Below are 14,564 nucleotides of genomic sequence, written 5' to 3'. Positions count from 1 at the left end.
TTGGGAAGAGGGCAGCAGCCAGTCGGCAGCCGCTGCCACGACACTCAAGCGCCCTTCAGTGACTGATCATCCAGGGACGCATGGACGGAAACATCTTGTTGCCATCAGCGGTGTAGAACAGTTTGCTCTTGCGCTCGCTGCTTAAGCCGCTATTACAGCCACAGCTGGAGCTGTGGCGATGTTTGTGAGCGGCGCGGGCTTTTTTCTCCGCTTCCTGTTCACGGTACTGGGCCGGGGTCAGGAATTGGGGTTCGTGCTGCGCCTTTTCGTTGCGCTCCATCGCCTCCTTTTTCTCTTTCAGCATCTCCAGCAACTGCGGTGGCAGGGTGATGACGCGCGCCGAGACCGCCCCGCACTGGGGGCAGTCGCAGGGCTTGTCATGGTCCGCCATCATCGCCAGCTCCTGAAATACACCGTGCTCGGGGCACTTGTAGTCATACAGTGGCATGGGGAGAACCTCCGTTAATCCAGATCAGGGGCCAGCGGGATATCGATGCTGCCATCGAGCTCCTTGGTGGGGCCGTCGCTGCCGGGTTTGACGTTGAAGTCGAAGATGTCGGTGGGCAGCCACAGGGTTGCGCAGGAGTTGGGGATATCCACCACGCCACTGATATGGCCCTGCACCGGTGCGCAACCAAGGATGGCGTAGCCCTGTGCCGGGGTGTAACCGAATTTGGTCAGGTAGTTGATGGCGTTGAGGCAGGCCTGACGGTAGGCCACGCTGGTATCCAGGTAGTGCTGCTTGCCATCTTCATCCACGGAGATACCTTCGAAGATCAGGTAGTCGTCGTACTTCGGTACCATCGGGCTTGGTTTGAAGATCGGGTTTTTGATGGCGTACTTGGACATACCGTCCTTGATCAGGTTGACGCGCATATGGATCCAGCCGGCCATTTCGATGGCGCCGCAGAAGGTGATTTCACCATCACCCTGACTGAAGTGCAGGTCACCTACGGAGAGGCCGGCACCATCCACATAGACCGGGAAGTAGATCTTGGCGCCACGGGTCAGGTCCTTGATATCGCAGTTACCGCCATGTTCGCGCGGCGGTACGGTGCGCGCACCCTCGGCAGCGGCCTTGTCGCGATCATCGCCCTTGAGGCGACCCATGTGTGCGGTGTCTCCGTACGGCAGACATGCCAGCGCCGGTTCACGCTCGGGGTCAGTGTCGAACAGCTCTTTCTCGCGGCTGTTCCACATATCCAGCATATCCTTGGAGGGCAGGCAGCCGATCAGGCCCGGATGCAGGATACCGGCGAACTCCACGCCCGGTACGTGACGGGACTTGGTGAACATACCGTTGAAGTCCCAGATCGACTTCTGTGCCGCAGGGAACTGATCGGTGAGAAAGCCACCGCCGTTTTTCTTCGAGAAGAAGCCGTTGAAGCCCCACTGCATTTCGTCGAAGGCGCCGATATCGAGGATATCCACCTCCAGCAGGTCGCCGGGTTCTGCGCCTTCCACGGCGATAGGTCCGGAAAGGAAGTGGACCTGGGTTAGGTCCACGTCACGGACGTCGGAAGCATCGTCGTCATTCTTGATCTGGCCGCCGGTCCAGTCGAAGCACTCCACAATGAAGTCGTCACCGGGCTTAACCGTTGCCACCATCGGAATGTCCGGGTGCCAGCGGTTGTGCACGTTGTCGTGCTCGTAGGCGGATTTGCTCAGATCGATCTTGATGATGGTATCGGTCATGGTTTCATCTCCTGTCCTGCCCTCTCCGGGCTTGGCTGGGTTTGTGAACTGATATTTTGTGAATTGATGCTTTGTGAATTGATGTTTTGTGGACTGATGCTTTGTGAATCGGTGTGTGAGCTGTTTGGTGAAGAGTGATTCTCTGAAGCGCTATTCGCCGAGGCCTGGCTGGCTGCAACCGGATTGAACTGAATCGCTTCCCCGCGCACCTGGCCGCGGAACAGGCTCACTCTGTTGCTGGCGCCGCCAGCACTGGCGGGAGGGTTGGCAAGCAGAGCGCTGGCCAGCGGCAGTACCACCATTTCCCTGAAGCTGCGGCGGATGGAACGGGCGCCGAACTCGGGGTCGAACCCCCTGGCGCGCAGCAAAGCCACTGCAGCGGGATCAAGCTGGGCTTCAACGCCCTTGCGTTTCAGCGTGCGGTTGGTGCGCTCCAGCTCCAGCGTGATGATGGTTTCGAGGTGTTCGTTGGTGAGCGGCTCAAACAGCTCGATGCGGTCGATACGATTGAGAAACTCGGGATCGAAGCGTTCATGCAGCGCATCTTCGATCAGTGCTGCGCGTGAGTGATGCACCGGTTTCAGGTGGTTCTTCAGCCGTTTGATCCAGGGACCGCGGGCTTCCCGCTGCAGGTCGACCCAGGCACGGGAACCTACGTTGCTGGTCATAAAGATCAGGCTGTTGCTGAAATCCAGTTCGCGGTTGCCGGAGGCCAGTTTCAGCTTGCCGGCATCGAGAATGTTCATCAGCGCCCGCGCCACATCGTTGCTGGCTTTCTCGATCTCATCGAACAGAACTATCCCCGGGCGGCCATAACTGCCGGCGATCAGATCTTCGTTGAACAGGGTGACGCCCTCCTTGCTGCCCACGTATCCCGGCGGTGCCCCGGTAATGGCCGCGCTGTAGTGGCTTTGCGAGAGGGTGTTCATGTCGATGCGGCAGAAGCTGTCTGGCGAGCCGTGAATGGCGTTGGCCAGCAGGCGCACGATCTCGGTTTTACCGACGCCGGTATCGCCGATAAACAGCGTGACGTAGAGCGGCCTGCCCGGTTCGCAGATATCCGCCTTGACCACCCGTAGCTGGGCGCCAAGCGCCTCGATCACCGGCCGCTGACCGGCGATCTTGCGCTTGAGCAGATCGACCACCGCGTCAGGGTCGAAGGTGAAGCGCGACTTGTAACCGCTGGCTGCAGCCGGCAGGGGCGAGCCCTGCTCCAATCCACGCTGGTTCTGGTCGAGCCTGTCGTTGATAAACGGCATAGGACGCTCCGTCTCCGGGAAACGGGCTCAGCCCGCTTCCTTCTCCTGCTCGGCCATCGGCAGACCGCCGACCGGACACTCCGCCACGCCGATGGTGTCGCGGGTCATCGCCTCGACATCGGCCTGGGTTTTCTCTGCATCCATGACCCAGGAGCGGTAGAACTCGAACGGGCAGTCCGCCACGCCCTTGTCGCCGTCGCCGGAGTTATAGACGCCGGTGTAGCCGCGATGCAGCAGCTTGAAGAGGTGGTTCTGGGACTGGTCGTTCTTGCGCGCATCGCGGATCTCGGTGAGCGAGAGCTGGGCGTACTGGATTCCCATCTCCTCCTCGCCACACTCGCCGAGGGTGCGGCCGTCAAAGCCGACGATGGCGGAGTGGCCGAAGTAGGAATACACGCCATCGAAGCCGGCGGCGTTGGCTACCGCCACGTAGGTGTTGTTGGCCCAGGCCATGGTCTTGGCCATCATCACCTGCTGCTCCTTGGCCGGGTACATGTAACCCTGGCAGCGTACGATCAGCTCGGCACCGCGCATGGCGCAGTCTCGCCAGATCTCGGGATAGTTACCGTCGTCGCAGATGATCAGGCTCAGCTTGAGCCCCTTGGGGCCTTCGGAGACATAAGTGCGATCGCCGGGATACCAGCCCTCGATCGGGCACCAGGGCAGGCATTTGCGGTACTTCTGCACGATCTCACCCTGGTCATTGATCAGTATCAGTGTGTTATAGGGCGCCTTGTTGGGGTGTTCCTCATGCTGTTCGCCGGTGAGCGAGAATACGCCCCAGGTTTTTGCCTGGCGGCAGGCCTCGGAGAAGATTGCCGTTTCTTCGCCCGGAATCGTCGTGGCGGTGGCCATCATCTCGCCCTTGTCGTACATGATCCCCATGGTGCTGTACTCGGGGAACACGATCAGGTCCATGCCGGGCAGGCCCTGCTTGATGCCGGTGATCATCTCGGCAATCTGGCGGGCATTGGCCAGCACATCGTCCTTGGTGTGCAGGCGCGGCATCTTGTAGTTGACCACCGCGACGCCGACGGTATCGGCACTGCTGGAAATATCACCGTGTCTCATGGCGCGGACTCCTCGTTAAAGCGGGTTAAACGGACAGATAGCGGGTGATGCTGGCCTGGTCAGCCTCGGCCACCGGCACGTCGTGAACGATGTTTCCCTTCTCGATCACCAGAATGCGGTCGGCCACATCGAGGGCGAAGCTGAGCACCTGCTCGGAGACCAGAATCGCCAGGCCGTGCTCGTCGCGGATCTTGCGCAGGGTGCGCGCCATCTCGCGGATGATGGAGGGCTGAATCCCCTCGGTGGGCTCATCGAGCAGCAAGAGCTTGGGGTTGCTGGCCAGGGCGCGGGCGATGGCCAGCTGTTGCTGCTGACCGCCTGAGAGGTTGCCGCCGCGGCGGTGCTTCATCTCCTTGAGCACCGGGAACAGGGTGTAGAGATGCTCAGGGATGGTGCTGCTGCCGGTGGTGGTGAGGCCGGTGCGGATATTTTCCTCCACGGTCATGGTGGAGAAGATCATCCGCCCCTGGGGCACAAAACCGACCCCTGCGGAGACGCGCTGGTAGCTTTTCAGGCCAGCTAGCTCGGTATCGTCGAGCTTGGCCGAGCCGCCGCTGGAGGGGATCATGCCGATCAGCGATTTCATCAGCGTGGTCTTGCCCATGCCGTTGCGGCCGAGGATGGCGATGATCTCGTTCTTGCCCAGCTCCAGGTTCATGCCGTTGATAACGCGGCTTTGACCGTAGGCGACGTCGTAATTGGATACATTGAGCATGTTGAGCTCCTGCCCTGTGGGCTGATTAGTGACCGAGGTAGACTTCGACGACCTTCGGGTCGCTCTTCACGCGCTCCAGCGAGCCTTCGGACAGCAGCTGTCCCTGGTGCAGAACGGTGACGCGGTGGGCGATATCCTCGACAAACTGCATGTCGTGCTCGATCACCAGCACCGAGCGGTCCTGGGTGATGCGGTTTAGCAGCTCCGCGGTTTTCTTGCGCTCCGCCACCGACATCCCCGCCACCGGCTCATCCAGCATCAGCAGGGCCGGGTCCTGGATCAGCAGCATGCCGATCTCCAGCCACTGCTTCTGGCCATGGCTGAGCAGGTCGGCGCGTTGGTGTAGCAGGTCCGAGAGGAAGATCATCTCGGCGATCTCGGTGACCTTGTTGATCACCTCCGCATTGCGGCGGAAGGTGAGGGCGCCGAACACGCTGTGGCCGCGGGGAAAGGAGAGCTCCAGGTTCTCGAATACCGTCAGATCCTCGTAGATCGACGGGTTCTGAAACTTGCGGCCGACGCCGGCGTGGACGATCTGGTGCTCCTTCATCTTGGTCAGCTCCTGGTTACGGAACTTGATGGAACCCTCGGTGGCCTTGGTGCGGCCGCAGATCAGGTCGAGCACCGTGGTCTTGCCGGCCCCGTTGGGGCCGATGATGACGCGGATCTCACCTTCATCGACGTAGAACGACAGGTCGTTCACCGCCTTGAAACCATCGAAAGAGACCGTCAGTCCTTCGACGGCGAGAACAAAATCCTGCGGGTTGTTGTGGGACAGGCTCATGATCGTCTCCTTAAGACTGGCTCGGTGCGGTGACGCCGCTGCTGGAATCGACCTGCTCTTTTTCTGCAGCCGGTGCAGACGTGCGATTGGCAGGAGCAGAAGAGTGCGCGCGTCGCTGTTTGAACTTATCCACAAGCAGGGTGTAGAGACCGGCCAGGCCGTTCGGGAAGGCCAGCACCACGCCGATGAACAGGGCGCCCATGGCGAACAGCCAGAGTTCCGGGAAGGCTTCGGACATGGTGGTCTTGGCGGCGTTGACCAGCAGCGCGCCATACACCGCGCCGATGATCGACAGGCGACCGCCGAGGGCGCAGAAGATCACCATCTCGATGGAGGGCACGATGCCGACCAGGGTGGGCGACATGAAGCCCACCTGCAGCGTGAACATGGCGCCGCCGATGGCGGACAGCATGGCTGCGAAGCAGAACACGAAGATCTTGAAGTTGGAGACGTCGTAGCCGGAGAAGCGGACGCGGTCTTCACGGTCGCGGATTGCGACCAGCAGGCGGCCCAGCTTGCTCTTCAGCACCAGGTGAGCCATCAGCAGGCAGAGGAACAGCATCGCTACGCCGAAGAAGTAGAGCACGTACTTGGCGGAGTCGCTGCGGATATCCCAGCCCATTAGCGTGCGCAGGTCGGTGATGCCGTTAACGCCACCGGTGTAGCCCTGCTGACCGATGATCAGGATGGTCAGGATCGCGGCGATCGCCTGGGTGATGATGGCGAAGTAGACCCCGCCCACCCGGCGCTTGAACATCGCCGTGGCGACCACGAAGGCGAACAGCGGCGCCACAAAAAGTATCGCCAGCACGGTAAAGCCAAGGGAGTTGAACGGCTCCCAGAACCAGGGTAGGGCGGTGAGCTGGTTCCAGTCCATAAAGTCGGGAATACCCGGAGTGGACTGGATCGCGGTCGCCTCGGGCGAGGAGGCCTCCAGCTTGAGGAACATCGCCATGGCGTAGCCGCCGATACCGAAGAATATACCCTGGCCAAGGCTCAGGATGCCGCCGTAACCCCAGCAGAGCACCAGGCCGATGGCGGCGAAGGCGTAAGAGAGATACTTACCTACCAGGTTGAGGCGGAAAATATCCAGCGTCAGTGGCAGGACCACCAGCAACAGCAGTGCCAGCAGCCCGTAATTGATCAGATCCTGACGTTTGAACAGATTACTTTTCATAACATTCATCGTGATTTCCTCCGTTCAGATCATCAGCGTCGAATCTTCAGTGAGAACAGACCCTGGGGGCGCAGCATCAGGATGCCGACCACTACCAGCAGCGTGAGCACCTTGGCCATGGAGCCGCTGAGGAAGAACTCCATCGTTGACTGGGCCTGGGAGATGGTGAACGCGGAGGCAATGGTGCCGAGCAGGCTGGAAGCGCCGCCGAAGACCACCACCAGAAAGGTATCGACGATATAGAGCTGGCCGGAGGTAGGGCCGGTGGAACCGATCATGGTGAACGCGCTACCGGCGACGCCGGCGATACCGCAGCCCAGGGCGAAGGTGGCACGGTCCACTTTCTCGGTGTTGATGCCGACGGCGCCGGCCATGGGACGGTTCTGCACCACGGCGCGTACCTGGCCACCCCAGTTGGAGCGGTACATCAGGTAGTAAACACCGGCGGCGATCAGCAGGGTCAGCACCATCACGAACAGGCCGTTGATCGGGATCTCGATCATGTCGGTCAGCGCGACCGAACCCATCAGCCAGTCCGGCAGGGTGACGCCCACTTCACGGGCACCGAAGATGGAGCGGTAGCATTGCTGCAGAATCAGGCTCAAGCCCCAAGTTGCCAGCAGCGTATCCAGAGGGCGGTGGTAGAGCCGCTTTATCAATGCCCACTCCACCAGGGCCCCAAGAGCCCCGGCGGCGACAAAGGCGACCACCATCGCGACGATAAAGTAGGCGCCGTAGAGGCCAGGCATCAGGCTTTCGAAAACGTGGGACGTGAGATAGGTCATGTAGGCGCCGAGGATCATGAACTCCCCGTGCGCCATGTTGATAACGCCCATCTGGCCGAAAATGATCGCCAGACCCAGCGCCATCAATACGAATATGGAGAACAGACTCAGGCCTGCGAAGCCTTGCATGGCAAAGATCGCCATGAGTTCAGAAGAGGAGTAATCAGCAAACATGATGAAAGGCTCCGTAGCTCGTGCTTGTCAGAAACAGGGAAGCTGAATGGGAGCCCGCCAATGGCAGGCTCCCGATAGAGCGATTGCTTACTGATAACCTTCCGGGAAGGGGTTCGGCTCGATCAGGTCGGCGCTTTCGTATACCACTTCGTACTGGCCGTCGGTATGGGCCTTGCCGATACGGGTCTTGGACCAGAGGTGATGGTTCTCGTGGATGCGGACATAGCCTTCAGGCGCGGTGGTCAGCTCGATCTCCGGTGAGGCTGCGCGCACCTTGTCGATATCGAAGGAGCCGGCTTTCTCGACAGCGGCTTTCCACAGCCAGGGACCGAGGTAGGCGGCCTGGGTTACGTCACCGATAACGATGTCGTCGCCATATTTCTCTTTGAATGCCTTCACGAACGCCTGGTTGTTATCGTTCGGCAGGCTCTGGAAGTACTTCATGGAGGCGTAGATACCGTCGATGTTTTCACCGCCGATACCCAGGATTTCATCCTCGGTCACGGAGATGGTCACGAACAGCGGCTTCTCCTGGGTCATGTCGATACCGGCAGCCTTGAGCTGCTTGTAGAAGGCCACGTTGGAGCCGCCCACCACGGAGATGAACACGACATCAGGCTTGCGCAGCTTGATCTTGTTGATAACGGAGTTGAACTGGGTGTGGCCCAGCGGGTAGTACTCTTCGCCCAGTACTTTCGCGCCCAGTTTGTTTTCGATGTGCTTGCGCGCAATCTTGTTGGAGGTACGTGGCCAGATGTAGTCGGATCCGAGCAGGTAGAAGGTTTTCGCGCCCTTCTCGCGGGATGCCCAGTCCAGACCTTCAAGGATCTGCTGAGTGGCTTCCTGGCCGGTGTATATCACGTTGGGAGACTCTTCCAGGCCCTCGTAGAAGGTAGGGTAGTAGAGCATGCCGTTGTACTGCTCAAACACCGGCAGTACCGCTTTGCGTGATGCGGAGGTCCAGCAACCAAATACGGCAGCCACCTTGTCGTTCACCAGTAGCTTGCGGGATTTCTCGGCGAAGGTCGGCCAGTCGCTGGCGCCGTCTTCCTGGATGTATTCGATCTGGCGACCGAGTACACCGCCCATGGCGTTGATCTGGTCGATGGCCAGTTTTTCCGCCTGAACGGAACCGGTTTCACTGATCGCCATGGTGCCGGTGATCGAGTGCAGGATACCGACCTTTACCGTGTCTTCGGTGACCGCAAGGCCTGTGGTATTCACCTCTTCAGCGCTGGCGATACTGGCATTGCCGAGTACAACAGCGGCCTGGAGCGCGATGAATCCTTTCAACAGCCGCCGGCGCAGCGGCGAGTGGGTAGTCGCTTTCTTGTCACGCATTCGCATGGTGTTTCTCCTGAGTTGTGGACCGGGTATTTCGCTACTTCGAATTGAAAGCCAGTATCGGGAACGACTCGGGAGAGGAACATTCGGCAAATGCTCCAAGCGGTATACGTCATTTACCCCATGGTTAAAAAACGCCGGGGAGGGGACACTCGCGGGTACGTTAGTTGCACACGTTCCTGATCCCCGGAAACGGGGCCGTACGTCCACAGCACAGAGAGTGCACAGAGAGTGAATGTTCACTGGCGGGGCAGTCGTTGGACGGAAGGTGTGCCTTGTCGGTGCGAAAAGTGAGCGTACATTGAGATGACGACACCGCAGCAACAGGTTTTCAGGGTCAGGCGCAAATATAACCAGTGGGTGGCCAACCAGACGCTGGAGGATTACTCCCTGCGCTTTACCGCCAAGGCGGCGCGCCGCTGGTCCCTCGGCAGGGTCGCTAATACCGCCTTGGGCGGCATTTCGTTCCTGGCGCTTGAGGCGATCGGCGGCGCCATTACGCTGAGTTACGGCTTTGACCATACGCTGGCGGCAACCCTGCTGGTGACACTGGTGATTCTGTTGACCGCGATCCCGATCACCTACTACGCGGCCCGCTACGGGGTGGATATCGATCTGCTGACCCGGGGTGCGGGTTTCGGCTATATCGGCTCTACCGTTACCTCGCTGATCTACGCCTCGTTCACCTTTATTTTTCTGGCGCTGGAAGCGGCGATCATGGCCAAGGCGCTGGAGCTGATGTTCTCAGTGCCGCTCTCCATCGGCTATTTCTTCAGCGCTTTCATGGTGATCCCGGTGGTGATCTACGGGTTTACCTTTATCAGCCGTTTCCAGATGCTGAGCCAGCCGCTCTGGGTGGCTCTGCAAATCCTGCCGCTGGCCTGTGTGTTGATCTACAGCGAGGATTCCATCAGTGGCTGGCTCGGTTATCAGGGCGCCAAGGAGCACAGCGAGGCGTTTGATTTCCTGCTGATGGGGGCTGCCTCTACTGTGGTGATGTCGCTGCTGGCGCAGATCGGGGAGCAGGTGGATTACCTGCGCTTTCTGCCGGAAAAAGGTTCTCATAACCGGCTTCGCTGGTGGAGCGCTCTACTGCTGGCGGGGCCGGGCTGGATTATCATGGGCGCGATCAAGATCCTGATCGGCTCCTTTCTTGCGGTGCTGGTGCTGCAGAGCGGCGGGCTGCTGGGCGATGCCGCGGAACCGACGCAGATGTATATGACCGCCTTTGAACACGTGACGGCTTCGCCGGAGCTGGCGCTGGCGCTGACCGGTCTATTCGTGATTCTGTCCCAGGTGAAGATCAATGTAACCAATGCCTATGCCGGTTCCCTGGCCTGGTCCAACTTCTTCTCCCGGCTGACCCATATTCACCCCGGCCGCGTGGTCTGGTTGGTATTCAACGTGGTTATCGCCTGGCTGCTGATGGAGCTGGGGATCTACGAAGCGTTCGAATCCATCCTGGGGATCTTCTCCATTCTTGTGGTGGCCTGGGTCGGTTCTCTGGTGGCCGATCTGGTGATCAACAAGCCGCTGGGTATAAGTCCGAGGGGGATAGAATTCAAACGCGCCCACCTCTATGACATCAACCCGGTGGGTGTTGGCTCCATGGCGATCTCGTCACTGATAGGGGTTGTCTGCATGCTCGGTATCTGCGGCCCCGAGTTGAAGGCGTTCGCACCGTTCGTGGCCCTGGCCGCGACCTTTGTGCTGGTGCCGCTGATCGCCCTGGCCACCAGAAGCCGTTACTACATCGCCCGCGAGCCGCTACCCGCCTGCGGCACCCAGTGTTCGATCTGCGAGCATCATTTCGAGCCCGAGGATATGACCGTATGCCCCCTCTACGGCGGTAATATCTGCTCACTCTGTTGCTCTCTCGATGCGCGCTGTAACGATGCCTGCAAGCAGGACAGTACCTTTTCTCACCAGATCTCCTCGGTACTCAGGGCGATACTGCCGGCGGCGCTGATGGGCAAGGTCAACTCACGCTTGGGTCACTTCATTGGTCTGATGCTGGTGTTCGATACCATCGTCGGCGCCTTCCTGTCGCTGATCTACTTCCAGATGCAGGGGCCGGAGCCGGACAGTGTGGGGTTGGTGGGCGCGGTGTTGTGGAAGGTGTTCTTCCTGCTGCAGATCATCATCGGTGTGGCGGCCTGGCTGTTCCTGCTGGCCCACGAAAGCCGGGTGCTGGCACAGGATGAAAGCGCCCAGCAGACCGAGCGGCTGATGGCGGAGATCCGCGCCCATGAGTTGACCGACCAGGAGCTGCAGGACGCCAAGGAGATGGCGGAGGCCGCCAGCCTCGCCAAGAGCCGTTACCTCACTGGTATCAGCCATGAACTGCGTACGCCGCTGAATGCGGTACTCGGTTATGCCCAGTTGCTGGATGTGGCCGCGGATATTCCGGGCCATCGCCGACCCGCGATCAACGTGATCAAGCGCAGCAGCGAGCACCTTGCCAACCTGATCGAAGAGCTGCTGGATATCTCGCGCATAGAGGCCGGTCGCCTGGAGCTGTATCGCAACGAGGTGGCGCTGATCAGTTTCATGGAGCAGATCGTTTATATGTTCCGGCTTCAGGCCGAGGCCAAGGGGATCAACTTCAGCTACACCCGACAGCAGCGGGTGCCGGAGTTTGTAGCCACCGATGAAAAGCGGTTGCGGCAGATACTGATCAACCTGCTCTCCAACGCGATCAAGTTCACAGACAAGGGCAGCGTATCGCTGACCCTGACCTACCGCAGCGAGGTGGCGGAGTTTGTCATCAGCGATACCGGCGTCGGGATCGCCGAAGAGGATCTGGAACGCATCTACAAACCGTTCGAACGGCTGGAGTCGGCGGCCAGCCACCAGCCGGGAACCGGACTTGGACTCACTATTACCAAGCTGCTCACCGATATCATGGGTGGCGATCTGCAGGTCGAAAGCGTACCCGGGCGCGGCACTACCTTCCGTCTGACGCTGATGATGACGAGCCTGACCAAACCGGTACAGATACCGGTCAGTCAGATCTGGCTCGGCGGATACCTGGGCGAGCGTAAAAGCGTGATGATCGTTGATGACGACCCGACCCACAGGGACCTGATCCGCGACATCCTCCAGCCCGTGGGTTTCAACGTGATAACCGCCCAGGATGGGGATAACTGCATTGAACTCTGCAGCCAGGATCTGCCGGACCTGTTTATCCTCGATGTCTCCATGCCCGGCATGACCGGCTGGGAGTTGCTGCACACCTTGCGTGAGCGGGGCGCGGCCGTACCGGTGATCATGCTTTCTGCGGATGCCCGGGAGTGGGCGCAGTTATCCGATGTACATCCGTTCGATGCCTACCTGGTCAAGCCGGTAAGGGTGGCGGAGCTGCTTGAGCAGATCGGCAAGCTGTTGCACCTGGAATGGGACAAGCAGGTGGAATGTCAGGGACGCGATGACGAGCCCGAAAATCCGAGTCTGCCGCTGGTCAATATCGGTCAGCTCAAGCGTTACGTGGAAATTGGATATCTCGAGGGTATTAAAAGCGAGGTGGAGCGAATCGCTCAGGAGGCCTCACTCTCAAATCAGGAAACAGAGGCGCTAAGGGCGATGGTGAACTCCTTCAATTTTACAGGAGTGATCGATCGGTTGATGACGCTCACCAGTCTTTATGGACAGTGTAATGAATGCCAAAGCGAAAGTACTTGTAGTTGATGACTCGCCAGAGGCGATCAGCATGCTCAATGAGTTGCTGTGCCAGCAGAATTTTCACGTCTTCGTGGCGCTGAACGGTGAGCAGGCGATCGGTATTGCCGAGCAGATCCAACCGGATGTGATCCTGCTCGATGCGATGATGCCGGGCATGTCCGGGTTCGACGTGTGCAAGCGGTTGAAATCTATGCCTGCCTTGATGCAGGTGCCGGTGATATTCATGACCGGGCTGAGCGAGACCGAGGATATCGTCAAGGCGTTCGAAGTAGGCGGCATCGATTACATCACCAAGCCGATTCGGCATGAGGAGCTGCTGGTACGGATGAAGGCGCACCTGGATAACGCCAAGCGTGCGGCCAGCGCCCATGAGGTGATGGATGGCCACGGCCTGATGACGCTATGCCTGCGCAGCGATGGTCAGATTGAATGGGCCACGCCCCAGGTGTACAAGCTGTTTCCCGAGACGGCGGCAGCGGCTATCGCAGAAGGGCTGCTGGAGTCTGTGGCGGATGCCCGTGTCGGTGGGCCGGCTTCGGTCGTTAGCTTGGGTGATGACAGCGTCACCTGCCACCTGATCGATGATGACGGGCTGGGGCGTTACCTTTACAAGATCGATGATCCGCGCCAGCCCAACGACGAGGAGAAGCTGGTGGACAGGTTCCAGCTGACCGAGCGCGAGGCTGAGGTGCTGATGTGGATAGTGCACGGCAAGACCAACAAGGAGATCGCGCTGATTCTGGATCTGAGCCCGCGCACCATCAACAAGCACCTGGAGCAGATCTTCCGCAAGCTGGGGGTGGAAAACCGAACCTCGGCGGCCTTCACTGCACTGGAGTGCATACGTCAGCGCTGGGAGCTGTGTTGAGCGGCTGCTCCAGCGCCTGACGGATCAGGTGCTGTTCCTTCTCTTCAATCTGCCGCAGTGAATCGCTGACGTGACGTACATGGGCCATGGCGGCCTTGCGCGCCCAGTGGGCCTGGCGGCTGATCACGGCGTGGTAGATCTGGCGGTGGTGTTTGTCGATCTGCTGCTTGAAGGCGCGACGGTGGTTCAGGTTAGCCACCGAGGCCTGCACCGAATTCAGCATCAGCCCCTTCAGGCTGCTCAGCACATGCACCAACACAGGATTATGCGAGGCTTCGACGATGGCGCGGTGAAAAGCGTGATCGAGTTCTGCGTTGGTCAGCGGGTCGGCCGCTTCCATCGCCTCGAACGCTTTGCGGATCTTGTACTGATCCTGCTCGGTGGCGCGCTCCGCGGCCAGCTCCGCTGCCTGTCCCTCTAGCTGTTCACGCACCTCAAACAGGTCGTAAAGCGTGCGGGCGTTGCCGGAGAAGGCCAGCATCAGCGCGCTATCCTCATCCACCGACGGCACGGCACAGGAGACAAACGAGCCCTTGCCGTGGCGGGTCTCGATCATGCCGCGCCCGTGCAGCTCATGCAGGGCTTCACGCACAATTGTGCGCGATACGCCGAGGCGGGCGGAAAGCTGGCGCTCGGAGGGGATCTTCTTTTCCGGGGTGAGGGTGCCGTCGAGAATCATCTGCTCAAGATGCGTGGCGATCGATTGAGCAGTGGATAAGTGCTGTTGTCTGTTCATTATCTCTGCTGGTTGGACCAGTTGTTTTTATTGTTGGTCTGCGAGCGTCGCACATTAGCGGCGCCTGAATAAATATCGGCTATTCCACCCTGTGCGTCCACCGACTGGATCCAAAAAACTGGTCCAACCAGTTGGCCTTGTGCTGGACGAAACCGTCTGTGTGGATAAATCTTCCTGCGCAAGTCGCCCCGAGCCCCCTATTTGCTGTGGTTTGGGGCCGATTCAGCCTTACTCAGCGTTGCAGATCCGTTCTAACAATAAAAAATCTTGGAGAG

General features: G+C 59.7%; 12 protein-coding genes. 2 read left to right on the top strand and 10 right to left on the bottom strand.

Annotation, left to right across the window (positions count from 1 at the left end; all coding sequences use genetic code 11):
- Window positions 1–55 precede the first annotated feature (55 nt).
- From C4S72_RS20245 to urtA, 9 genes are all read right to left on the bottom strand, one after another.
- Window positions 56–448, bottom strand: coding sequence for a zinc ribbon domain-containing protein (locus tag C4S72_RS20245; protein ID WP_104005003.1), 393 nt, complete (start codon window positions 446–448; stop codon window positions 56–58).
- Between the two features lie 14 nt (window positions 449–462).
- On the bottom strand, window positions 463–1,695 hold the full coding sequence (gene fmdA, locus C4S72_RS20240) for a formamidase (protein WP_104005002.1): 1,233 nt from the start codon (window positions 1,693–1,695) through the stop codon (window positions 463–465).
- The gene (locus C4S72_RS20235; RefSeq protein WP_104005001.1) at window positions 1,692–2,954 is read right to left on the bottom strand and encodes an AAA family ATPase; all 1,263 of its coding nucleotides are present in this window, start codon (window positions 2,952–2,954) and stop codon (window positions 1,692–1,694) included. Before C4S72_RS20235 ends, fmdA begins: the two co-directional genes overlap by 4 nt.
- 27 nt (window positions 2,955–2,981) lie before the next feature.
- Complete coding sequence (locus C4S72_RS20230) at window positions 2,982–4,025, bottom strand: aliphatic amidase (protein ID WP_104005000.1); 1,044 nt, start codon at window positions 4,023–4,025, stop codon at window positions 2,982–2,984.
- 25 nt (window positions 4,026–4,050) lie between these two features.
- Window positions 4,051–4,740, bottom strand: a complete 690-nt coding sequence (gene urtE / locus C4S72_RS20225; protein WP_104004999.1) for an urea ABC transporter ATP-binding subunit UrtE — start codon at window positions 4,738–4,740, stop codon at window positions 4,051–4,053.
- Window positions 4,741–4,765: 25 nt separating this feature from the next.
- Complete coding sequence (gene urtD, locus C4S72_RS20220) at window positions 4,766–5,524, bottom strand: urea ABC transporter ATP-binding protein UrtD (RefSeq protein ID WP_104004998.1); 759 nt, start codon at window positions 5,522–5,524, stop codon at window positions 4,766–4,768.
- Window positions 5,525–5,534: 10 nt separating this feature from the next.
- The gene (urtC, locus tag C4S72_RS20215) at window positions 5,535–6,701 is read right to left on the bottom strand and encodes an urea ABC transporter permease subunit UrtC (protein ID WP_200826854.1); all 1,167 of its coding nucleotides are present in this window, start codon (window positions 6,699–6,701) and stop codon (window positions 5,535–5,537) included.
- 32 nt (window positions 6,702–6,733) lie between these two features.
- The gene (gene urtB, locus C4S72_RS20210) at window positions 6,734–7,660 is read right to left on the bottom strand and encodes an urea ABC transporter permease subunit UrtB (protein WP_104004996.1); all 927 of its coding nucleotides are present in this window, start codon (window positions 7,658–7,660) and stop codon (window positions 6,734–6,736) included.
- Window positions 7,661–7,747: 87 nt separating this feature from the next.
- A complete protein-coding gene (urtA, locus tag C4S72_RS20205) occupies window positions 7,748–9,001 on the bottom strand; it encodes an urea ABC transporter substrate-binding protein (protein ID WP_407657727.1) in 1,254 nt (417 codons plus the stop codon).
- Window positions 9,002–9,310: 309 nt separating this feature from the next.
- On the opposite strand from urtA, the gene C4S72_RS20200 reads away from it, so the two are divergent.
- Together C4S72_RS20200 and C4S72_RS20195 are read left to right on the top strand one after the other, a co-directional pair.
- Complete coding sequence (locus tag C4S72_RS20200) at window positions 9,311–12,691, top strand: hybrid sensor histidine kinase/response regulator (RefSeq protein WP_104004994.1); 3,381 nt, start codon at window positions 9,311–9,313, stop codon at window positions 12,689–12,691.
- Window positions 12,660–13,553 (top strand): response regulator, encoded by an 894-nt coding sequence (locus tag C4S72_RS20195; protein ID WP_235009211.1) that lies wholly within the window; start codon window positions 12,660–12,662, stop codon window positions 13,551–13,553. Before C4S72_RS20200 ends, C4S72_RS20195 begins: the two co-directional genes overlap by 32 nt.
- Here C4S72_RS20195 and C4S72_RS20190 read toward each other — a convergent pair.
- Window positions 13,510–14,289 (bottom strand): FCD domain-containing protein, encoded by a 780-nt coding sequence (locus C4S72_RS20190; protein WP_104004992.1) that lies wholly within the window; start codon window positions 14,287–14,289, stop codon window positions 13,510–13,512. The genes C4S72_RS20195 and C4S72_RS20190 overlap by 44 nt on opposite strands.
- Window positions 14,290–14,564 lie beyond the last annotated feature (275 nt).

Source organism: Marinobacterium lutimaris, assembly GCF_900108065.1.
Taxonomy (GTDB): domain Bacteria; phylum Pseudomonadota; class Gammaproteobacteria; order Pseudomonadales; family Balneatricaceae; genus Marinobacterium_D; species Marinobacterium_D lutimaris.
This window is presented reverse-complemented; position numbering and strand designations above follow the sequence as displayed.

Coding starts and splice junctions, on each gene's coding strand:
- fmdA (WP_104005002.1), bottom strand. CDS start 1,695: ATGACCGATACCATCATCAAGATCGATCTGAGCAAATCCGCCTACGAG.
- C4S72_RS20190 (WP_104004992.1), bottom strand. CDS start 14,289: ATGAACAGACAACAGCACTTATCCACTGCTCAATCGATCGCCACGCAT.
- urtC (WP_200826854.1), bottom strand. CDS start 6,701: ATGAAAAGTAATCTGTTCAAACGTCAGGATCTGATCAATTACGGGCTG.
- urtD (WP_104004998.1), bottom strand. CDS start 5,524: ATGAGCCTGTCCCACAACAACCCGCAGGATTTTGTTCTCGCCGTCGAA.
- C4S72_RS20230 (WP_104005000.1), bottom strand. CDS start 4,025: ATGAGACACGGTGATATTTCCAGCAGTGCCGATACCGTCGGCGTCGCG.
- urtB (WP_104004996.1), bottom strand. CDS start 7,660: ATGTTTGCTGATTACTCCTCTTCTGAACTCATGGCGATCTTTGCCATG.
- C4S72_RS20245 (WP_104005003.1), bottom strand. CDS start 448: ATGCCACTGTATGACTACAAGTGCCCCGAGCACGGTGTATTTCAGGAG.
- C4S72_RS20200 (WP_104004994.1), top strand. CDS start 9,311: ATGACGACACCGCAGCAACAGGTTTTCAGGGTCAGGCGCAAATATAAC.
- urtE (WP_104004999.1), bottom strand. CDS start 4,740: ATGCTCAATGTATCCAATTACGACGTCGCCTACGGTCAAAGCCGCGTT.
- C4S72_RS20195 (WP_235009211.1), top strand. CDS start 12,660: ATGAATGCCAAAGCGAAAGTACTTGTAGTTGATGACTCGCCAGAGGCG.
- C4S72_RS20235 (WP_104005001.1), bottom strand. CDS start 2,954: ATGCCGTTTATCAACGACAGGCTCGACCAGAACCAGCGTGGATTGGAG.
- urtA (WP_407657727.1), bottom strand. CDS start 9,001: ATGCGTGACAAGAAAGCGACTACCCACTCGCCGCTGCGCCGGCGGCTG.